The organism is Paenibacillus lutimineralis, assembly GCF_003991425.1.
Lineage (GTDB): Bacteria > Bacillota > Bacilli > Paenibacillales > Paenibacillaceae > Fontibacillus > Fontibacillus lutimineralis.
On the sequence record NZ_CP034346.1, the window covers coordinates 5,503,531 to 5,524,943 of the forward strand.

20 protein-coding genes and 1 riboswitch are annotated in these 21,413 nt (G+C 48.0%); of the genes, 4 read left to right on the plus strand and 16 right to left on the minus strand.

Going from position 1 to position 21,413, the window contains the following annotated elements; translation table 11 throughout:
- The first annotated feature begins 20 nt into the window (after positions 1-20).
- A riboswitch (Lysine riboswitch) is annotated at positions 21-219 on the plus strand.
- Between the two features lie 197 nt (positions 220-416).
- Complete coding sequence (locus EI981_RS24455) at positions 417-1,889, plus strand: amino acid permease (protein ID WP_127002668.1); 1,473 nt, start codon at positions 417-419, stop codon at positions 1,887-1,889.
- A 5-nt stretch (positions 1,890-1,894) separates the two neighbouring features.
- Here the strand turns inward: EI981_RS24455 and EI981_RS24460 are convergent, their stop codons facing one another.
- Positions 1,895-3,016, minus strand: coding sequence for a transglutaminase domain-containing protein (locus EI981_RS24460; RefSeq protein WP_127002670.1), 1,122 nt, complete (start codon positions 3,014-3,016; stop codon positions 1,895-1,897).
- Positions 3,017-3,299: 283 nt separating this feature from the next.
- On the opposite strand from EI981_RS24460, the gene EI981_RS24465 reads away from it, so the two are divergent.
- Positions 3,300-3,497, plus strand: a complete 198-nt coding sequence (locus EI981_RS24465) for a hypothetical protein (RefSeq protein WP_127002672.1) — start codon at positions 3,300-3,302, stop codon at positions 3,495-3,497.
- A gap of 216 nt (positions 3,498-3,713) precedes the next feature.
- Here EI981_RS24465 and trxB read toward each other — a convergent pair whose 3' ends face one another.
- The 14 genes from trxB to EI981_RS24535 all read right to left on the minus strand — a co-directional run bounded on the left by trxB (position 3,714) and on the right by EI981_RS24535 (position 18,230).
- Positions 3,714-4,664: a thioredoxin-disulfide reductase gene (gene trxB, locus EI981_RS24470; RefSeq protein ID WP_127002674.1), complete on the minus strand. Its 951-nt coding sequence runs from the start codon at positions 4,662-4,664 to the stop codon at positions 3,714-3,716.
- A gap of 167 nt (positions 4,665-4,831) precedes the next feature.
- Positions 4,832-6,766, minus strand: a complete 1,935-nt coding sequence (locus tag EI981_RS24475) for a heavy metal translocating P-type ATPase (protein ID WP_127002676.1) — start codon at positions 6,764-6,766, stop codon at positions 4,832-4,834.
- A gap of 356 nt (positions 6,767-7,122) precedes the next feature.
- On the minus strand, positions 7,123-7,464 hold the full coding sequence (locus EI981_RS24480; RefSeq protein WP_127002678.1) for a cupin domain-containing protein: 342 nt from the start codon (positions 7,462-7,464) through the stop codon (positions 7,123-7,125).
- A 204-nt stretch (positions 7,465-7,668) separates the two neighbouring features.
- Positions 7,669-8,961 carry a homocysteine synthase gene (locus EI981_RS24485; protein ID WP_127002680.1) on the minus strand — a complete coding sequence of 431 codons (1,293 nt, stop codon included), beginning with the start codon at positions 8,959-8,961 and terminating at the stop codon, positions 7,669-7,671.
- Between the two features lie 182 nt (positions 8,962-9,143).
- Positions 9,144-10,004: an ATP-binding cassette domain-containing protein gene (locus EI981_RS24490; protein ID WP_127002682.1), complete on the minus strand. Its 861-nt coding sequence runs from the start codon at positions 10,002-10,004 to the stop codon at positions 9,144-9,146.
- On the minus strand, positions 9,991-10,854 hold the full coding sequence (locus EI981_RS24495; RefSeq protein WP_127002684.1) for a hypothetical protein: 864 nt from the start codon (positions 10,852-10,854) through the stop codon (positions 9,991-9,993). Before EI981_RS24495 ends, EI981_RS24490 begins: the two co-directional genes overlap by 14 nt.
- Complete coding sequence (locus EI981_RS24500) at positions 10,838-11,455, minus strand: RNA polymerase sigma factor (RefSeq protein WP_127002686.1); 618 nt, start codon at positions 11,453-11,455, stop codon at positions 10,838-10,840. The genes EI981_RS24495 and EI981_RS24500 overlap by 17 nt, the downstream gene beginning before the upstream one ends.
- Positions 11,456-11,773: 318 nt before the next feature.
- A complete protein-coding gene (locus EI981_RS24505) occupies positions 11,774-12,496 on the minus strand; it encodes a hypothetical protein (protein WP_127002688.1) in 723 nt (240 codons plus the stop codon).
- Positions 12,493-14,679 (minus strand): ABC transporter permease/M1 family aminopeptidase, encoded by a 2,187-nt coding sequence (locus EI981_RS24510; RefSeq protein WP_227011578.1) that lies wholly within the window; start codon positions 14,677-14,679, stop codon positions 12,493-12,495. Before EI981_RS24510 ends, EI981_RS24505 begins: the two co-directional genes overlap by 4 nt.
- Positions 14,636-15,589, minus strand: a complete 954-nt coding sequence (locus EI981_RS24515) for an ABC transporter ATP-binding protein (RefSeq protein WP_127002692.1) — start codon at positions 15,587-15,589, stop codon at positions 14,636-14,638. Before EI981_RS24515 ends, EI981_RS24510 begins: the two co-directional genes overlap by 44 nt.
- A gap of 308 nt (positions 15,590-15,897) precedes the next feature.
- Positions 15,898-16,479: a peptide deformylase gene (gene def, locus EI981_RS24520; RefSeq protein WP_127002694.1), complete on the minus strand. Its 582-nt coding sequence runs from the start codon at positions 16,477-16,479 to the stop codon at positions 15,898-15,900.
- 120 nt (positions 16,480-16,599) lie between these two features.
- On the minus strand, positions 16,600-16,857 hold the full coding sequence (locus EI981_RS24525) for a YqkE family protein (RefSeq protein ID WP_127004989.1): 258 nt from the start codon (positions 16,855-16,857) through the stop codon (positions 16,600-16,602).
- A gap of 55 nt (positions 16,858-16,912) precedes the next feature.
- Positions 16,913-17,488, minus strand: coding sequence for a TetR/AcrR family transcriptional regulator (locus EI981_RS24530; protein WP_127002697.1), 576 nt, complete (start codon positions 17,486-17,488; stop codon positions 16,913-16,915).
- 1 nt (position 17,489) lies between these two features.
- Positions 17,490-18,230: an MBL fold metallo-hydrolase gene (locus EI981_RS24535; protein WP_127002699.1), complete on the minus strand. Its 741-nt coding sequence runs from the start codon at positions 18,228-18,230 to the stop codon at positions 17,490-17,492.
- A 216-nt stretch (positions 18,231-18,446) separates the two neighbouring features.
- Here EI981_RS24535 and EI981_RS24540 point away from each other — a divergent pair, with 216 nt between their 5' ends.
- Together EI981_RS24540 and EI981_RS24545 are read left to right on the plus strand one after the other, a co-directional pair.
- Positions 18,447-18,749, plus strand: a complete 303-nt coding sequence (locus EI981_RS24540; protein ID WP_127002701.1) for a hypothetical protein — start codon at positions 18,447-18,449, stop codon at positions 18,747-18,749.
- Between the two features lie 222 nt (positions 18,750-18,971).
- Positions 18,972-20,243 carry an MFS transporter gene (locus EI981_RS24545; protein WP_227011579.1) on the plus strand — a complete coding sequence of 424 codons (1,272 nt, stop codon included), beginning with the start codon at positions 18,972-18,974 and terminating at the stop codon, positions 20,241-20,243.
- Positions 20,244-20,349: 106 nt separating this feature from the next.
- Here the strand turns inward: EI981_RS24545 and EI981_RS24550 are convergent, their stop codons facing one another.
- Positions 20,350-21,282, minus strand: a complete 933-nt coding sequence (locus EI981_RS24550; protein ID WP_127002705.1) for a manganese-dependent inorganic pyrophosphatase — start codon at positions 21,280-21,282, stop codon at positions 20,350-20,352.
- Positions 21,283-21,413 lie beyond the last annotated feature (131 nt).

The window sequence follows — 21,413 nt, forward strand, 5'->3', positions numbered from 1 at the left end:
TATTTTAGCCTCATCATTGCGGGTGAGGTAGAGGTCGCAACTGTGAAGAGTATACCGGAGGAGGCGTATGAAGCCGCCTATGAATCCGGAGGAAAGGCACCGTTGCCGAAGCGTTCAATCAGCTTCAATCCGATTGAGCCGCTGGGGCTGTCGTCGAAAGAGACAGAACTGTCACAATTTCTTATGCCATATGGGAAATTGTGTTGAGCTATCTTCATGAAGGAATGGTGCGGAGATTTCGTGTATATATTACATGTCCATAACAGGACCGCGGATATTCTTCCGTGGTCCTTTTCTATTTTCCAACAGCTGCGGCCTCTGAGAGTGGGTTCCTGAAGAAGGTTTGACAAAATTTCCTTTGAACCCGAATGTAATTCAATGTTTTATGGAACATTCATCTTAAGGAGTGCTGTTCAATGAGTAAACAACCTAGCAAGATAAATTCGTCGTCTCTTAAGCCGGGACTCAAGGCGAGACATATGACGATGATCGCCCTCGGCGGTTCGATCGGAACGGGCCTGTTCCTCGCCAGCGGTGGCGCCATTGCCTCTGCAGGTCCGGGCGGAGCCCTGCTGGCTTATGCAGCGGTCGGCATCATGGTCTACTTCCTCATGACCAGTCTAGGAGAACTGGCCACTTATATACCAGACTCCGGGTCCTTCGAGACCTATGCCTCTCGCTTCGTTGACCCGTCCCTTGGCTTCGCCATGGGCTGGAATTTCTGGTACAACTGGGCAATCACGATTGCAGCCGAGCTGTCGGCTGCCACGCTTATTATGAAATACTGGTTTCCGAACAGCTCCTCTTTTATCTGGAGCTTCCTGTTCCTGGCCTTGATCTTCGGACTGAACGTATTGTCTGTCAAAGGCTACGGGGAATCAGAGTATTGGTTCGCCATCATTAAGATTGTTGTCGTCATCGTGTTTCTGATCGTCGGCGTTGCTATGATCTTTGGCATCTTAGGAGGCGAAGCTGTCGGCTTCAAAAACTTCACGATCGGGGATGCGCCATTTCACGGCGGGTTCTTCACCTTCCTTGGGGTATTTATGGCCGCAGGCTTCTCCTTCCAGGGCACTGAGATGATCGGGGTTGCTGCCGGAGAAAGTAATAACCCGCGGGAGCATGTCCCACGGGCGATCCGTCAAGTATTCTGGCGTATCCTGCTGTTCTATATTTTCGCGATCCTAGTGATCGGACTTCTGATTCCATACACGAATCCAAACCTGCTTAAGAGTGGGATCGACAGTATCGGCGTCAGTCCGTTCACCCTTGTATTCGAGCGAGCTGGTCTGGCCTTCGCTGCTTCAGCAATGAATGCAGTCATCTTAACTTCGGTGCTATCCGCTGGCAACTCGGGAATGTACGCTTCCTCGCGCGTTCTCTATTCCCTGGCCAAGCGCGGTAAAGCTCCTCAATTCCTAGGCAGGCTGAACCGTCACGGTATCCCGATGAATGCTCTCCTGCTGACGACAGCGGTCGGCATGATCGCTTTCTTGGCCTCGCTGTTTGGCGATGGTGTTGTCTACACCTGGCTGCTGAACGCATCCGGAATGTGCGGCTTCATCACTTGGCTTGGCATCGCCATTAGCCATTACCGGTTCCGCCGTGCCTTCATGGCTCAAGGCCATGATCTGAATGAACTGCCATATAGAGCAAAATGGTTCCCATTCGGCCCTATCTTTGCGTTCATACTGTGCCTGATCGTTATTATTGGACAGAGCATGTCCCTGATCACGGAACATGGCTTCGATTGGCAAGGCTTAATCGCGGCATATGTTACGATCCCGGTCTTCCTAATCGTCTGGCTCGGGTATAAATGGAAACATCATATTAAGCTTGTCCCACTCAAGGAATGTGATCTCTCCTCCCCTACTCGCGGCAATCAATAAGCGAGCTATTCCCAATGAATCTCCACCTGGAGATCATCGGTTCCATAGAGCGGAGACGCTAAATAGCTAATATTATCGATCGACAGATCATATAAACTAACCAGATCCTGAAGCAACTGTCTCTCAGAGCCGTCATAACGTACCGTAATGGTCGTTTTCCCGGCTTTGAGACCTTGCTTCACTTTTTTTTGCATGTCAACTGAATCGGTTATTGCGGCATTCGGGTAATACAGGTTATAACCGAGCTGCTCCTCAAGTGCATGATACACATCCCTCTTATCTTCGTCCTGTATTGATAAAGAACGCAGGCTGTCACGGTACAGTGTCGATGCTGCAGGATAAAGCTTGGCCCACTGGTGATCCTGCCTCATTTGTTCATCGGTAAGCAAATAATAGTTGTACCTGACTCTTTCCGGGTTATCCGGCGAAGGATCATCCCAGGTTGTATCCAGGTGATACCACAAGTTATCTAGACTAACGAGGTTCCACGCATGAAGCTGCCCCCCCGCAGTACCTTCTACGATCATATTGTTGAATCCAGCCTCTTTTAATAATTGATAGGTCAGCAGTGAATACCCCTGACAGACCGCCTTTCCGGTGAGAAGACCTTCGTAGGCCGTATATTTCTGCAAATCGCGGTCATATATAAGATGCAGCACAACATAATCATGAATCGCCTTAACCTTCTGGTGAACATTCATCTCGGGCGTTAGAATCTCCCGTAGAATCTCCTGTACGCGCCGCTTAACATAAGCGGACTGCTCCGCTGTCTCTCGATAGCTTACTTGCAAGTTTATTTTCGCGTATCCGGACGTTCCTTTCCAGGAATATGTGTATCGGTCCACAATATATTTAGTGTATGGGTCGCTGTCCAGCGCCTCATTGATCGCCTGTTTGAGCAACTGCTCCAGTTCCTTGGTCGGCCCTTTATACTTTAAGGTGATAGAGGCTTCTCTTGCTCCTAATCCTTCAGCAAGCTTCAACTGCAAGTCCGTAGACGATGTAACATAGACCGAATCTGACGCAGCGTGCACATGGGGAACTCCAATATGGGGCGGAATTACACCCAACATCACTGCACCTAACAATCCTGCCGCCAGCCAGCGTCTAACCATGCTTCGTCTCATGCCTCTTCATGCCCCCTTCACAAAAAGTTAATGACACAAGTGTTGGCCAACCCCTATGTAAGCTCATTGTAACATAGCCTGTACTGCAAAGGTTTTCTAGTTTTGTCGAGCAATAACGAATGGATCAAAAGATTAACATGGCAATAATTTCAATAATATGACATGAATTTCACGGAATTTTCTACCTAATCTACCTGAAGTTTTGATATAATAAAAAAGTTAATAATTGTGATATATGTCACTGCAAATCATGCACGTAGTAGAATGGGGAGACACTCTAACTATGACCATCGTGGACCTTTCGGATATATCCGTCGAAATGTTCGTCACCGTCATGCTCTTTTTGCTTTTCATTGCCCCACTTGTCAGTCTCGGAATATTGCGTCTATTTCAGGGCAAGAAAAAGGTCGGACTCAGTCTGATTGGTGGCGGAGTTGTTGTCTATTTGGTATTTCAGCTCATCATGTTATTACTTAATTGATGCCCATATGGAGGATGTCAGTTCACAATTATGCTGAACGGCATCTTCTTTTATTTCAAGATATACGTAATAAAAGAGGGTTCCTGCTCAGAAAATAGCAAAATTTGTGTGAAAGAAAAACCCTATAAATGGACTCGAATTTTGTGTAAAAAAGAGGACGGATCAATGACGATCCGTCCTCTCTATTTTCACCAGTCCATGACCGGCTCAGAACCATTACTTCGTGGCAAGTTCCTTCTGTTCATGCTCCAGAGCTTCGATATACTTCTCGCAATCGAGCGCTGCCATACAACCACTACCAGCTGCGGTAATCGCTTGACGATAGCGTGTATCCTGAACATCGCCGCAGGCGAACACGCCGGGTACATTTGTCTCAGAGGTGCCTGGTTTGACGATGATATATCCGTTCTCATCCGTATCGATCTGACCACCTAAGAAGCCGGTATTCGGCGTGTGTCCAATTGCTACGAATACACCGGTTGCGCTGATGACTTCTTCCTCTCCAGTTGCATTGTTGCGAACCTTCAGCCCGGTTACCCCCATATCATTTGTAACAACTTCAAGCGGTGTACGATCCAGTGCCCATTCTACCTTCTCATTAGATCGAACACGGTCTTGCATAATCTTCGAGGCACGCAGTTCATCACGGCGATGAACGACCGTTACTTTGGAGGCAAAGCGAGTGAGGAAGCCAGCCTCTTCAAGCGCAGAGTCCCCGCCACCGATGACGATAATCTCTCTGTTGCGGAAGAAGAATCCGTCGCAGGTAGCGCAGGTGCTGACACCGCGGCCAACGTTATCCTGTTCACCTGGAATACCGAGATATTTTGCCGAAGCGCCTGTGGACAACACCAACGTCTCGGCCTCCAATTCACCTAATCCATCTACATCCAGCTTAAATGGACGACGGCTCATATCGACGCTGTTCACCCAGCCAGTGCGGAATTCTGCGCCGAAGCGCTCCGCTTGCTTACGCATATTCTCCATCAACACGGGTCCCATAATTCCATCCGGAAATCCTGGGAAGTTCTCAACATCCGTTGTAGTCGTCAATTGACCACCAGGTTGTGGTCCTTCTATAACCAATGGCTTCATATTGGCTCTAGCCAAATAAATGGCTGCCGTCAGTCCGGCAGGACCTGTACCGATTATAATCGTCTTATACATAAATAATTCCTCCTTGAACACGAGATACACACAGCTCATCTAAACTACTATATATTCATCATTATCTTATTAAAGGTTAGGGAAAGTCAATGTTCGTAACAGGAAGGTTCAGTGAAGTTCAAATGAAGAAATGATGAATAGCACTTATTCCCTCTTCCTGCTTAATTTTATCGCAGCAGACGCAATCCATTCAGAATAACCAAGATCGTACTTCCCTCATGACCAACGACGCCCAGCGGAAGAGCGATGCCCTGCACAAAATTGCTAACCACTAATGTAAGAATCACACATGCTGCAAACACAAGGTTTTGTCTAACAATCCGTTTGGTGCGACGTGCCAGGGAGAATGTATCGGCAATCCGCTCAAGATTATCATTCATCAGCACAACGTCTGCGATTTCCAGCGCTGCACCGCTGCCTCCGCCGCCCATCGCGATCCCAACCGTAGCTGCAGCCAGAGCAGGAGCATCATTGACGCCATCGCCAACCATAACCACATGGCCATATTTCTTTCTAAGCTCAGAGACATGGGAAACCTTATCTTGGGGCAAAAGATCACCAAAGACATAATCAACTCCGGCCTCATTGGCAATTGCCTGAGCGGTGGCACTCCGGTCTCCGGTTAACATCGCGGTGGCAATACCCAGTTCCCGCAGCTTACGAATTGTCTCCTTCGCTTGTGGACGGATATTATCACGCAGGGCAATCAGTGCTACGTATTCGCCATCGCATTGAACCATTGATACTGTATTACCCGTTTCTGTTAAAGCTTGCATCCGATTACGCAGCTCAGTTGGCAAACCATCCGCATCTGCCTCGGCCTTGCCAATCCGCCATTTACGGCCTTCAACCAGAGCCTCGATCCCCCAGCCAGGCAAGTCCTGAAGCTCGTCTGCAGCTCTAAGCGTAATCCCTTCATCCATAGCCTTGCGTACGATAGCACGGGCAAGCGGATGCTGTGACAAACTCTCTGCCGCCGCACATGCTGCCAACACGGTCAATCGGTCATATCCCTCCATAACGACGAGGTCCGTGACCTCTGGCGATCCTGAGGTCAATGTCCCTGTCTTATCAAAAGCAACGACCTTCGCTTCACTAAGCAAATCCATATGCGCGGCCCCCTTGAACAGGACGCCCTTCCTGGCGCTCTTAGACATCGCCGATAATGTGGCGGGCATCACAGAAGCGACGACCGCACATGGGGAAGCGACGACCAGGAATACCATCGCCTTATAGAAGGCTTGAGACCAGGTCAAACCCAGTACCAGCGGGGTAAATAAGATCAACAATATCGTTATAGCAACAACCGATTTGGCGTATATTCCTTCCAACTTCTTAATGAAGCGCTGGGAAGCAGGAGTTTCATTCTGGGCCTGTTCCACCATCGCAATAATCTTCGAGAATAAAGTGCCTTCTGCCGGGCTAGTCACTTCAACGTACAACGCGCCCTGACCGTTTAGAGTACCCGCATACACTTCATCGCCAGTACTTTTATCAACAGGAATCGACTCTCCTGTAATTGTTGACTGGTTCACGGAGGATCCGCCGCTCTGTACAACACCATCTGCCGGAATAACCTCTCCTGGCTTCACTAGCAACAGATCACCAACGATCAGTTCTCCAACGGCTACCATGGAAATGCCATCTCCATCAACCTTCAGCGCTGTCTCCGGTCTCAAGGCGATCAATGCCGAGATATCCTTCATGCTGCGCTCGCTCGCGAATGACTCTAACGCACCGCTAAGTGCAAAGATGAAGATGAGCATCGCCCCTTCGTTCCAATAGCCGATGGAAGCTGCTCCAAGTGCAGCCGCGATCATCAGCAGATTCACGTCAAGGTCGCGCTCCTTAACAAGCGTCTCAATTCCTTCCCGTGCTTTAATATAGCCTCCAACAGCATATGCAGCAATGTATACGATGATCGACAGCACATGTGACCAGGTTCCAATTCCCCAGGCCAATAACATAAGCGCCCCACTGCTGATGGCAAATACCATCTCCTTGTGTTTAAGCAAATGAATCAAATTCATACGCGGCTTTTGGTGTGGAGTCGGCTGATTAACAGAACTAACGGCTGAGTTGGATTTTTGGATGGCTTGCATATTTATCTCCTCCTTAAATAATGAGCTAATTGAGAATGAATACTATTGTTAATACCCTAAAAATGGCACATGCTGCTCCGGGAAGATCCCGGAGCAGCATGTAATTGAGAACGATAATCATTTTTGCAATTGTACAATTATTTTTCCTTAGCGAAACTTTGATTTAATTTTAAACCATTCTCGATAATTTGTAAATACAGTTTTGGTATATACTCCATTGGGTTTAAAGGATCACCACCATTGATGACCGTTGGAAAATAAAATGGAGCTACCCCTAGTAGTAAATACTACTTATGGGATAGCTCCATCCGGGAAACCCGTCTTAGCATACAAACCGATATATCTAGACCGATACATTATACTTCTTGAGCGTATCTTTCATCCGGAATCGAACTAAGTAAGACATAGAGACTTGTAGGCTCAGTTCCCGTGCAACTGAAAGAAAAGACTTCATCCCCCTCGCAGCGGACCACATCGCCTTCTGAGACAGCTGTATCCTGTCCGTCTGTCGTGATAACCCCCTCTCCTTGTAGAACCGTCAAATACACAATCGCTCCTGGATGACGATGGGCAGGGAGCTGCTGTCCGGGCATAAAGTTCAGCACAAATATAAGGCTCTGCTGATCCTTGAATAAGATCCTCTTCGTAAATTTCTCATTGCTATATTCGATACGTTCTTTCAACGCGATTTTCTCCATATTGCTTCCACTCCTATCCAGCTATTTGTAGGATGTCTCCTCCTCTCTATCGTAGGCCGCAAACAAAGCAAAGATTGTGATTCCATGCACATCTTTTATGACATCTATGAAAACGGGCATGTTTGCAATGCATTCGGGGCATAAGCAAAGCCGCTACCGGAAAATCCGATAGCGGCTTTATTTTATTAAATAGGATATTTAAGATCAGTTCTGGCTTGCGGCAATCGCCTGCTCCAAATCATAAAGAATATCATCAATAGACTCGGTACCGATGGAAAGACGGATAAGTCCAGGAGTAACGCCTGCCGCTGCCTGTTCTTTCTCTGTCAGCTGCAGATGCGTCGTGCTCGCCGGATGGATGATCAGGGACTTGGAATCGCCGACATTGGCCAAATGAGAGAACAGCTTCACACTATCGATCAGCTTCTTGCCAGCTTCCACACCGCCCTTGATTCCGAAGGTCATAATCGCACCTTGCCCCTTAGGCAAATATTTCTTCGCCAATTCATAGGATTCATGGCTTGGCAGGCCAGGATAGCTGACCCACTCTACTTGGTCATGATCTTCCAGGAATTGAGCTACCTTCAGTGCATTCTGACTGTGGCGTTCTACACGCAGATGCAGCGTCTCCAATCCTTGTAGCAGCAGCCACGCATTGAACGGCGACAAAGATGCGCCAAGATCGCGCAGCAATTGGACGCGAGCTTTGGTAATATATGCAGCCGGACCAAGAGCATCAGCATAGACAATGCCGTTGTAGCTTGGGTCTGCCTCGGTCAAGCCTGGGAACTTGCCGCTTGCTTTCCAGTCGAATTTACCGCTATCTACGATAATTCCGCCGATGGATGTACCATGGCCACCGATAAACTTCGTAGCCGAATGAACTACAATATCCGCACCGAATTCGATAGGACGGAGCAAATATGGGCTTGGGAAAGTGTTATCCACGATCAATGGAATTCCATTCTCATGAGCGATTGCAGCAACAGCTTCGATATCCAACACATCGCATTTCGGATTGCCCAGCGTCTCGGCATACAGCGCCTTGGTCTTATCCGTAATTGCCGCGCGGAAGTTCTCAGGATTTGAAGCATCGACGAACTTCACCTTGATGCCCAGCTTGGCTAGAGTGGTCGAGAACAGATTGTAGGTACCGCCATATAGTGTTGCAGATGATACAATCTCATCCCCGGCACCGGCGATATTCAAAATCGAGAATGTAATCGCCGCTTGGCCTGACGCTGTAGACAGCGCGCCAATCCCGCCCTCTAGCTCAGCTACACGCTTCTCGAACACATCATTCGTCGGGTTCATAATACGGGTATAGATATTGCCGAATTCCTTCAAACCGAAAAGATTCGCGGCATGCTCCGTATCACGGAACCCGTAGGAAGTAGTTTGGTACAAAGGTACTGCCCGGGAATAAGTCGTTGGATCAAGTTCTTGCCCGGCATGAATTGCTAAGGTTTCAGGTGCAAATTTACGCTCATCAGACATGGAAATTCCTCCTTTTTAAATACGAGATTTAAAAACAATCGCATAAAATGTTTTTCATATTCTCTCACATAATTTCTCATTTGAAAACTATAAATCCGATAATTTTTATATGAATTATTAAAAAAGGTCGCCGAAGCTCCGGCAACCCTTGGTTATAATCAGAAATTATCAATATTCGCTTCTTACTTGCTCCGCGTGAATTTGCGAATGAAATAAGCATCCTCCATCGTAGGGGAGACTTCATTCCAGCCGTGGAACGGCGCTTCTGCAGCTACAACCCGCAAGACCATCATTCCATTATCCACCTCGCGAAACTCTATGATGCTGCGATCTGACGTAAAATATAACTGGAACTGATCCTTTGTCAATCGGCCCTGCCATACTTTATACGGCAAATCGGATAACCAGCTCTCTTGATTCCCGTAAAATCCAGCCTGACCGTGATCCAGCCAGAGCAGTCGATCGCTGGCTGCCTCCCATTCACCAAGCTCATGAACCGCAGCTATAATTGTTCGTCCCTCCGCGTATTTATTCAAATAAGCGATCACCAGCTTGCGCTCCGCAGAATCCATTCCGTTCAGCGGTTCATCCAGGAAGAGGAATTGCGGTGAGGCTAGTAAAGACTGGGCGATGGCAATTCGCCGCTGTATCCCTGCGGACAAACGCTTAATGCGTGTATTCCGGTAAACCGACAGACGAAAATCTTCAATCAGGGCTTCGATCCGTTCCAGGTGGTACATCCCTTTGAGCTCTCCTAAATACTTCAGCAGCTTATACACCGTCATATCTTCATACAATTCAATATCGGAAGGGACATATCCAATTTGACTGCGCAGCAGAGGCAGAGCCTCCTGGGCGGAGCGTCCATCGTATTGGATGCTTCCACCGCGAGGCAGCTGTACCGTTGCGAGCAGTTCCAGCAGCGTTGATTTACCTGCTCCATTCGCGCCAACGAGTAAAGTAATGCCCCGGGCGATCCGTAGTTCATGGATGCGAAGGGAAAATTCCCCTACCTTCTGCTCCAACCTCTCAATCGAAATCATACGCACCGTTGCTCCCGCCCGCTCCCGAGCGGATAATTCTACTACGATAATAGGAACGAACCAGCAATACCAATCCGATCAGCAGCATGATTCCGTCCAGCGCAGATCCGTGCTCTACCTTGAACTGATGGAAACGGAAATACTCATTGAATATGAACCACATCACGTACACGGTGCTGGCACAAATGATCCCCAGCCTCATTCCTCTGCGAAATAACACATACATGGCAATTCCTCCGATCAGCAGTGAAATTCCAAGCCACTGCAGTAGAAATGGAATGAACGGGATATGATATTCCCCGGCTACAGTAACCCGGATCCCAACAATCGCCGAACTGATCAGGGCCCAGCTTAGGATGAGTCCCATGATCATTAGCATCCTGCTATACAGTACCAATGCCGGTGGATATGGAGTTATGCTCTCAACAGCCCGCATCCCAGGGTTCCATGAACGGTAACTGAACAGCATGCAGGCAATAAGCAGAAGCGGTGTGATAACAGGAAACAGACTGGTTGGTACAATATCAGCAAGAACGAAGCTGCTCAGAGGGCGTTTGGGATCCACTAGTAAAATCAGCATCAAAAATACAGCTGATCCTGTTAATACGAGTGTCTTCCAGTTCATAAGGAACTGGCTGCGCAGCAGTCTCCACAAGGAGGGTTCTTCCACCTGCGTATTAAACTGTAGCGACTTGGCCTGACTAGCTCTTAATACGTCAAACTCCGGTTGAAGCGCAGCAATAAGGGCCCCTGTCTCTGCTGGGGATGGCGGCGGCATAACCGCTTGACGAAGCGGTTCGGACAGTTCCTGCTCCAATTGCTTCAATTCCTGGTCAATGGAAGGTCTCATGCTGGAGCACCTCTCTTTCTTGTTTTTTCTCTGGTTCTCTATATTCCGTTAAATGAATCTCTTCTCGCTTGACAAGTACTCGTTTTAATTTGCGCAGTGCGCCGTACAGGTGTGATTTGACAATGCTGAGCGGAATGTCCATCAACTCGGATATCTCCTGTAACTTAAGGTCATGAAAGAAACGCATGCGAACAACCTCTTGTTGGATCTCAGGCAGCCATTCCAGCGATTCGGCAACCGCCTGGGCCCGTTCCTGCTTCTCCAACAGCTCATCAGCACTGGGAGACGGATCGGCCTCCTCCGGCATCTCTAGAGCAGCTGTCTGCTCAGAGCGGTAAGAAGCAGTACGCCAGTAGTCCCGGCATAAATTAAGGGCTACCTTGTACAGCCAAGGACGTAGCTGTTCCAGCTCGCCATATCTCTGTAAATGCCGGATCAAGCGGATAAATGTCTCTTGTACAATGTCTTCCGCCTTGCTTCGATCTTTAAGCTGCTGCGCAACATAGCTAAGCAATGGTCCATGATAGCGCGTTACCAGTAGCTCGAATGCTTCCTGATCTCCTTCGGCCATTTGCTGTGCCAATTGTTGATCGGATATCATTTCTTTCCCCCTCTTCTTACTAATTCGTATGTGTTCAAAAAGGTCGGTTTTCAGCACCGAGAAGGTTGGATGAAGCGAGGGTCTGAGGAGCGGAACGTACGTAGTGGGTACGTGAGCACCGGAAGACCCGGCTAAATTCAAGATTCGATGTCGAATATGCTCTCCGTGTTACTTCGTGTTAGATATAGGATTTATAAGTTATCAACGGAGTTGATGAAATTCTATATCGCAAGAAAACCTACCTCTGAATCGCGGTCGCTCAGCCTTGAATTTGCCTCGATTGGTTTTCTTATCAAAAGCGGACTTTTTGAACAACCTCTATTCTTCTTCCTTTCCGATCCATCTCTCCCGATAACCAATTAGCCATAATGCTATAGTCAGCAGTAGTGCTGAGGCAAGCAGTAGAACCAACCGATTGATCGGAAAGGAAGCCTCTTGCGGCAAGTAGGCTGTGTACAGTGTGAAAGATGACAACAGACTACCGCCGCTTATTGTATCTAATATCCAAAGTGCGAAGCCAGCAATTATACCTCCATAAATGCTGCGAAAGATGATAATTGCTGCCATCGTTAACGAGGCCAGCAGCAAGTAGGCCGGTAGGACTTGTATCAGCAGTTCCGGCATGCTTGCCGCACGGAATGCACCTTTTGCCCCATTCCAGGGATACATATCCGTACTTATCTCCCCGTACTTGAATAGATACACCATCATCCACAGCAGACTGGCCAGCACAGATAGCAGCACTACATTCAACCATTTACGCAGGGCGATAAGCCGAAGCGATATGGGATAGGTGGAGATAATCTCCATCCCCCCGCCACCAATTTCATGCTGGAACATCAGGATCGTAAACATGATTACGAGCGGGAACATCCCCATCTCTGCAATGTAATTCACCGCTCGTGGCTTATCGGGCTGACCGGTAATAATCCCTAACAAATAGGAAATCAACAGAATAATCGTTAACAAGGCGACAGGCTGTTTATACAATCTCCAGTCGAAGCGGGAACCACGGCAAAAGTGTTTAAGCACCATTCTCATTCGCCCATCACCTTCTTCCACTGCTCCTCCCATGCTGAATAAGGGATCGGGCGGTTCTGTTCCAACCCAGAGGCTTCTTGGTCCAATCCAATCGGAATCTCCAATCCTTGGACATAGAAGTGTTTCAGTAATTTTTTAATCTGATCGTACTTACCGAGCTTCACTGCTTCATCAACCTGTTTACGCATTTGTATCCCGAGTTCCTTCTCGTCTTTGTCCCAATCCCTCGCATATAACTCCGATATCATATACCCGTTAATATTTTTCTCCTCATTGAGTAATCCATTCTCGCAATAATACACATACCATAGGAGCGCCCGAAGTTGCATACGTATATCGCCCTGAACGTCGTCTATTAAATAGTCGCCGAGCCTCGTACCAACCAGCATCCTGTTTACTATTATCTGTGACATGTATTCCTGATCGACACTAATGTAGTTCAGAACATATGCATTGTTCTCAGTATCAGGATGGTTGTAATTCTGGTACGGAACAAAAAGCAATTGCTTAACCTTCCGTGCATCGGTGGGCAGCCATGCGTTGAAGTATTGATCCAATTCATTGATTCTCTGCACGATCTGCTCCGTCCATACCTTGCTGTATGGAGTATACACGACATGCAGTGGTGTTGTACCTTGCTCCAGTTCCTCCAATTCTCCCCCGAATAGGGTCACGCCATCATGAACCTCGCCGGAGTAAACCTGCTCACCGGATTCACGGGTGATTTCAGTAAGACTTGTGTATAACGGCTTCTCAAAACCGCTGAGCGTCAGTTTGAAATCCGATCTAGGAAAGCCTAAATTCGTAAATATCGAACCCAGCTCAATACCATCTTGATCCCTCAGGTAAATAGGCTGATCTCCTGGTATTGGATACCAGGCAAGATAACCGGGCAAGAATACGTCCTCTCCCTTAACAAAAGCATAATATCTTCCTGTACCACGGGAGGTCTTTGAATAATCCAAGACCTTTCCGGAATAGCTCATCTCAACCTTCAGCGGATCCGTCACAACTTGGGATAATTCAAGACTTAACTTCTCCCCTTGCCGCTTCACTGTTACTTCCTGACCGTTAACTTTGACATGCCGAATCTGGAACATACGGTTCAGTGTCAAAGGTAGTTCCGTCTTCCCGACCAAATCATCGGCCGGTATGTTCATCGTCACTTCAGCCTGCAAAGTATCATCCTTCAGCTTCTGCAAACGAATGTCGTAGTCCTTGACACCATATATCTCAGGTTGTCTGTCAAATTGAATATTTTCTAATTTATACAATGATGGGTCTGCTAATCTATTCTTATCCATCTTATTTAGTCCTTGCCAGATCATAGCATAAGGTACAAATACTGCTGCCGCGAGCATAACCGAGCAAATGCCCAGTCCCCATGTTCGTCTGCGATGCTTGCTTGGGCGCAACTGCTGCAGTACTGTTACTCCGATAACGAGCAGCATCAACGTGAAGGCGAGGACAAACAGATGGGAACTGTGCAGCTCGTCCTTTGCCAGAACGAGTCCCCATGTATCCGTGTAATTACCGCTACCAACAAACAATTGGCTGAGGTGAAAAGTGCGCAGTATATCCAGACTAAACCGTTCCAAAATGAATATTTCCATGAAAAAGGTGCCGAACATCCATGCACAGAAGCCAATTAAATAGACGATCCGGTTAGGAATGCAAATCGCCAGTAACATAGCAAGTGCTAAAGTGACCGCATAAGACACTTCAAAGTTTGCGGTGAAGAACATCGTATATTGCATCGTAATCTGAGATGTAACCTGCTGCGATGAGAACCAGAAATAGATTCCACCGGCAAGAACTGTATAGCTCGTAAAATAGAGCAATCCGGCCATATATTTCGCCGAAATAATCGTTCCATAGGACACCGGTAATCCGGCGCTCCATTCATAGGATGGTCGTCTGACATCTCTACGGATCGTCAGGATACCAAGCAGCATGACAAGACCCAAGGACATGGTATGAAGCATCGAATAATAACTGTAGGCTTCAGAAAACAAATGATCCGTAGGCTTGATTCTACTTAGACTCCACCAAAGTAGGGCGCCAAATAGGAAAGGCAGGGCAATTATAGACGGTCGGCGCAAAATCATGTCCAGCTCGAAGCGGAATTGACGCAGCCATTTATGCATCGGAAGATACCCCTCTCCGTCCCAATGCCCCATCACTAAGCAAAGCTAAGTAACCATCCTCCAATGTCGGGTTAACCCGCTTCATTTGAGAATTCACGTTAGGGATATCAGCAATGATCTTACACAGCATTCCTTCCTCCGTCCGACGCGTTGAGACTACGGACAAGGGGTCCAGCATCTCGTACTCTTGTTCAGTCAATACACCTTCCCATACTCTGCCTTGTCCTAAGGCTTGCAAATCAGCCAATTCACCTGACATTCGCACCCGCCCCTGATCGAGTACGGCAATCTGACGGCAATTGCTCTCAATATCCGCAACAATATGCGTTGACAGCAATACGACACGTCCCAAGCTAAACCTGGTAAGCAAATTGCGGAAGCGAACCCGCTCTTCTGGGTCGAGACCGGCCGTCGGCTCGTCAACGATAAGCACCTGCGGTGAACCGATCAGGGCTTGAGCGATGCCGAGCCTACGCTTCATTCCACCCGAATAAGTACGGATCTTCTTGCGTGCCTTATCCTGGAGATTCAACTGCTCCAACAGCTTATCGATTTCCACCTTACGATGCCTTTTATCGCTAATCCCCTTCATCGCAGCAACATAATCCAAAAATTCCGCCCCAGTCAGCTGGGGATAAACTTGAAATTGCTGCGGCAAATAACCGATCATTCTGCGAATATCCTCTGATTTGTGCAGCGGCACACCATTGATAAATGCCTCTCCGGACGTTGGCGTAGACAGTGTCGATAGAATTCTCATCAGGGTCGACTTACCCGCCCCATTCGGCCCAAGCAATCCGACCATTCCTTCTGTAATCGTTAAATTCACATCATGCAGCGCCCAGTTTCCACGGTTGTAAACTTGGGCCTCAGCATTTTTATTCATATCGCGCGGTGCCTTCCAGCTTCCGCCGTATTTTTTGGATAAGTGATTGATTTGTATCATGTATTAATCCTCATTCCTTACGTTATTGGTATCGGTTCAAAAAGGTCGGTTAAATACGGACTTTTTGAACTACCACTATTGGACAGACCCGCGCGGTGTATCCATCGTTTCTGTACCTGTAACGTAACTATGATTCAAAAGGTTAGAGTCAACTTATAAATAGTTCGGTTGGTTCGATATAACCAATTTGGCATGCCAAATCAAAAAACCTGCAATTATGCAGGTTTCAGCGTATAAACTATATGTTCAAAAAGGCCGGTTTTCTTATCAAAGGCGGACTTTTTGAACTACCTCTTGAAAATCATATTTTAGTATAGGCTCTCGATCGGCACGCCTTCCGGCAGCTTGAACGGGTTCTCTTTGTTGATATGATCATAGAACATAATACCGTTAAGATGATCTATTTCATGCTGCATTACGATTGCATCGTAGCCTTTGAAGCGCAGCTTCACCTCTTTGCCTTCCGCGTTATAAGCTCTTACCGTGACCTTCTCGTGTCTCGGTACGAAGCCCTGAACAGCCCGATCTACCGATAAGCAGCCCTCGCTCTCCGGCAAATAAACCATCGATACAGAAGTGCTCACGATCTTGGGGTTGAAAAGAGCGATCTCGCGATCATTTCCCTCGTCATCCGTAAGCAGAGCCGCAAACATCCGTTTGTTCAAACCGATCTGATTCGCGGAGAGTCCTACACCAGCCCGCAGCTTGTATTTCTTCGATAGCTCCGGATCCTGACTGTTCTTCAGGAACAGCATCATCGACGCCATCTCCTCGCGGTCCTCCTCGGTCGGCGGTATACTAACGGGTTCGGTTACGGTTCTGAGAATCGGATCGCCCTCCCGAATAATGTCATCCATCGTAATAATATAATCGCTAGTAAATTTACTCATCTTCTTCTCTTATCCTCCTCAACTTCTGGTAACAGCCTGAAAAGGCACCTCACGGTGCCTTTCATGATGAAAGACCATTTACTTCTATAACTATTCCATATTATGGACCTTGTGCGTTTTTTATTTGTATTTATGCCAATCCATTTCGCTCTTATTCAGTAAATATTCAAAATCATTCTCCAATTTCTTGCGTTCAGCCCGCTTGACTTCCTCGGCCTGAATTCGCTCTTCTTCCTTGCGCTGCTCTTCTTCCCGCTTCAATTCCGAAGCCTGCGCCTTCAATTTGGAGAGTGTCTCGTCATTCAGCAGGTCTTTCAGCGTAGCCGGTTTATCCTGAGTTCTAGCTGCCAGCTGCTGCTGCGCCTTCTTCTTCGCCATCATTGATCACCTCTGTTTCAAGCCTACGGTAGCATATAGTCAAAAACAAAGTCAACTAACCTTTATTCACCTGTGCATCTAATCCAGCGAACAATAAATGAAGATTATATTCGAAGCTGTCCTTGACCTCCAGCGGTATACCAAAGCCTGAAGCCCGCTCTAGGGAGATAAATCCGTGAATTAAACTGCGGAGTCCCCGCACGACATGAATGCCCTGTTCCTCCGGCAAGCCGTACGGCTCCAGCATCTCAAGACTGAGATGAACGATCTGCTCACTGGCCTGCTGAAGCTCCGTATCTCGTGGATTAGGTAGAATCTGCGCCGTCTCATACAGCCCCGGATGCTCTCTGGCATAGCTCATGAAGCCATGCGAGAAGGCCAGAACAGCATCCTTGCCCGATAATCCACGAATCTTCTCGGCCAACTTCGTATACAAATCCTGCAGCGTGTGTACAGCTACCATGGTCCGCAGCTCATCTAGACTGTCGATATGATTGTACAGCGATGGCGGCTTGATGCCCAGCGCTTTGGATACAGCGGCGATGGTCACCGCCTCTCTGCCCTCAGCATCGGCGATCTGAACCGCGGCCAGCAGAACCGCTTCACGGGTAATTCTCGCTTTGCGCGCCATGCTACATCCGCTCCTTCACGGATGAGCTGGCCGAGCGCGAGATCGAGCGCTCGGCCTCGGCAATGGCCCGCGCGATGGCAGCCGCGGGCTCAACCATCATCCGGCCATGTCCGACCGCCAGCAGTGCTGGCTTCAAGCTGGCCACCTTGCGCGCGCTGGCGAGCGCGCTCTCTTTATGCCAGGTCGCCATGGCCGGGAAAGGGAACAGCGGTACCATTGTACCGCTGACCGCAAAGCCGCCGCGTGCTTGAAAAGCGTCGCCGGCGATCAGAGCTCCGCTGCGCGTATCCAGCAGCGAGATCGAGCCCGGTGTGTGCCCGGGAGTCAAGACGACCTGCAGCGAACCGATGCGGTCGCCTTCTCCAAGCAGCACATCCGGGACTGTCTTGATCCCTTTCGGCACGCTGCCACGGATCTCAAACTGCGGCTCCTCCGGCTCAAGAGTGGCATCCCCGCGCAGCAGCTTAGCGTCGCGAGCGGAAATGCATACTTTTGCATCCGGGTAGAGTTCTTTTAACCCGTCCAGCGCACCTATATGGTCTCCATGCGCATGGGTTAAGACGATGTTGGTCAACGGCCGACCAAGCTCGCGAACCACCCGGCTAATCTCCTTCACACTGTACGGTAATGCGGCATCGATCAGCGTGAGACCATCCTGTTCCTCTACCAAATAACAATTCACCGGAAATATCCTCGGCATGAACGATAGCTGTATCAAATGATCTATACGAGTCATTTTCATTATATTACCTCCTCAATAAACTAATACCATTAGTCATAATATAAACTAATAGCATTAGTTTATGCAAGGGCTATTTTCAATAAAGTACATGTACCAGCAACTGGATATTCTGTTCCCATTTCCGTTCGTATGGTATAATAATTCGGCAGTATGCTCTCTTGATATACAATCATTCATTCTTCATATATAGACGACATGAAAGTTAGGTGATATCGCATGGCTTTTGGAGTACACCGAGAAGAACTGGAGGCTTGGAAGAAGACCGTCTCTCAAGGAGAAATTGCCTATCTCACCCATTATTGGCTGGATGCCAGATTTCCGGGCATTACAACGGTAACGAAAGTGGGATGCAGCGACCATGACAAGATTGTGACCTGGTGCCTTGAGCATGGACTCGACCCTCAGTATATCCATAATCGATCCCCTTTTCCGCATTTTGACCTAATTGGCCCTAAGCAACGGGAAGTGCTGATCGAAGAGAAGCTATGGGATCAGCTGCAGCGTTTCCGCCTCATTTAGAAGAGACTTGTGTCCTGATTCCAAAGCTCTACTATTTATGTAAAAAATACTTTTAAATTTTATTTAATTTTTCCCTTCCCATATGATTATAAATGCCTTATTCTTGTAGCTGTATATTTATCTATTTAAAATGTATGTTCAGAAAGGCCGCAAAGGTGGACTTTTCTAACAACATCTATAGAAGTAGAGAAAGAAGAGAAAACCATATTGGAGGAAAACCACATGTCAAATGAGGCCCACGCTTCGCCTGCCGCTTCCGAGAGCTTATTCAGGAACCGCTTCTACCAGACTGTACTCATCTCGAACATCTTCTTGCAAATCGGGATCTGGGTCAGAAACTTCGCCATCCTGATGTTCGTAACGGAGAAGACCAATAGTGATCCTTTGGCTATCTCCCTCATCTCGGTTGTCGAGTTCGCCCCTATCTTTGTCTTCGGATTTATCGGTGGTGCCTTTGCCGACCGTTGGAAGCCAAAGCGAACGATGATCTGGTGCGACTTCTTGTCCGCTGTGTCCGTCTTCGCCGTCTTAATTACGTTGATGTTCGAATCCTGGGAGACGGTATACTTAGCGACCTTCGTGTCTGCTATTCTGTCGCAGTTCTCGCAACCTTCGGTTATGAAAATGTTCAAGCAGAATATTCATCCTGATAAGTTACAACAGGGAATGGCCCTGTTCCAGTCCTTAATGGCCATATTTATGGTTCTTGGGCCGTCGCTTGGGATTTTTGCCTATCAGCATTTTGGCATCTACATCTCCATCGGAGTGATGGGCGTGGCCTTCCTGATCTCGGCCGTTGTTCTGTTCCGCTTGCCACCAGATGTGGAAGAGGAAAAGAAGGAGAAACGCGAGACGAAAATTATGCAGGAACTGGCGGACGGATTCCGCTATGTATGGAAGAGCACCACTCTGCGCGTGCTCGGAATTACTTTTGCCATCGCTGGTTTCTCCGTAGGTATCATTCAGACGCTTGGCTTGTTCGTCGTTACTGAACGCTTGGGCAAGCCGAAGGAGTTCCTGCAGTTCCTGCTCATGGTAAACGGTGTTGCCATGCTTATAGGCGGCGTGATCGTTATGATCATTGCGAAGAAAATAGCGCCGCAAATCTTGCTCGCCTTCGGAATGCTCGTTAGCGCATTATGTATTCTTGGGATCGGCTGGTCAACCAGCGTTCCATTGACTTTGACTTTACAGTTCATTAACGGCCTGACCATGCCTTGTATTCAGATTGGTATCAATACGATGATCCTAAAATGGACAGAGCAATCCTACGTAGGACGGGTAAATGGAGTTCTTAGCCCGTTGTTCACTGGGATGATGGTCGTTATGATGTCCGCAGCTGGGGTGCTTAAGAAGCTGTTCCCGCTCACGGGAATTTACACGGTCTCCGCAATGGTCTTGATACTCGGCGCTATCATTCTCGTGCCTATCTTCAAGCACAAACCGAAGGAAGAGACTCTGGCCACGGCTCCAGTTTCACCGGAGACCTCATAATACTTGACTTCGTATAGAACTATAAAGAGCCCTGATGCGGCCGGCGATCCGGTCTGCCATCAGGGCTCTTTTCATATTGAAGGTAGTCAGCTTGCTTCTTACTTTATTAACGTTTGTTGAAAATATCCGTGAGAACAGGAACGATTTGCGATTTGCGGGATACGACACCTTTGAGCAAGGCCGTATTGTTCTCGAGCTTCACATTGTAAGCTTGTTCAACCGCATCAGCCGCTTTACCAATAGCAAGACCCACGGAATCATTATTCAGAATGTCCGTTACGACGAACAGGAACAAATCAAGACCTTTGCGTTCAACAATCGCGCCAAGCTCAGCTTCCACTTCAGCTTGACGAGACAGCACATCATTAACATCCACTGCATTAACCTGGGCGATTTCCACTTTAGATCCGCCCATATCGAATTCCTTGGCATCAAGCGTAATCAATTGCTGGATGCTCTTGTCGCTCAGGTCTGCGCCAGCTTTAAGCATTTCCAGGCCATATTCCTCGGCATTAACGCCAGCGATTTCCGCCAGTTCACGTGCTGCGGCTACATCCTGCTCTGTACAGGTAGGCGATTTGAACAGAAGCGAGTCGGAGATAATCGCCGACAGCATAAGTCCGGCAATGTTCGCAGGAACAGCAATTCCGTTCTCCTTATACATTTTGTTCAGGATCGTCGCTGTGCAGCCTACAGGCTCAGCACGATAGTACAGAGGTCCGCTTGTCTCAAAATTAGCAATGCGGTGATGATCAATAACCTCAGCCACACGAACCTCTGCGATATCGGAAGCACTCTGCTGACGTTCATTGTGATCAACCAGGATGACGTCCTTCACTTCGCTCGCTACCGTCTCGACAATACGAGGTGCCTTGAAGCCAAAACGATCCAATGCATATTGCGTCTCCCCATTAGGAGTGCCGAGAGCAACCGCTTCGACATCCCAGCCAAGCTTCGATTTCAGGTCTGCATAAGCAATCGCCGAGCAGATCGTATCCGTGTCCGGATTCTTATGTCCGAAAATCAATACTTTTTCCATTTGTTAACTCCCCTTTTCGTCATTCGCTTAGAAAAGTATATCCCAGAAACTGATCATCAATCAAGGGCGAGGTCATGCAAACTATTAAGAATTATTTAAGTCGAATTTCAGCGAATATTCAGCCTAATCAT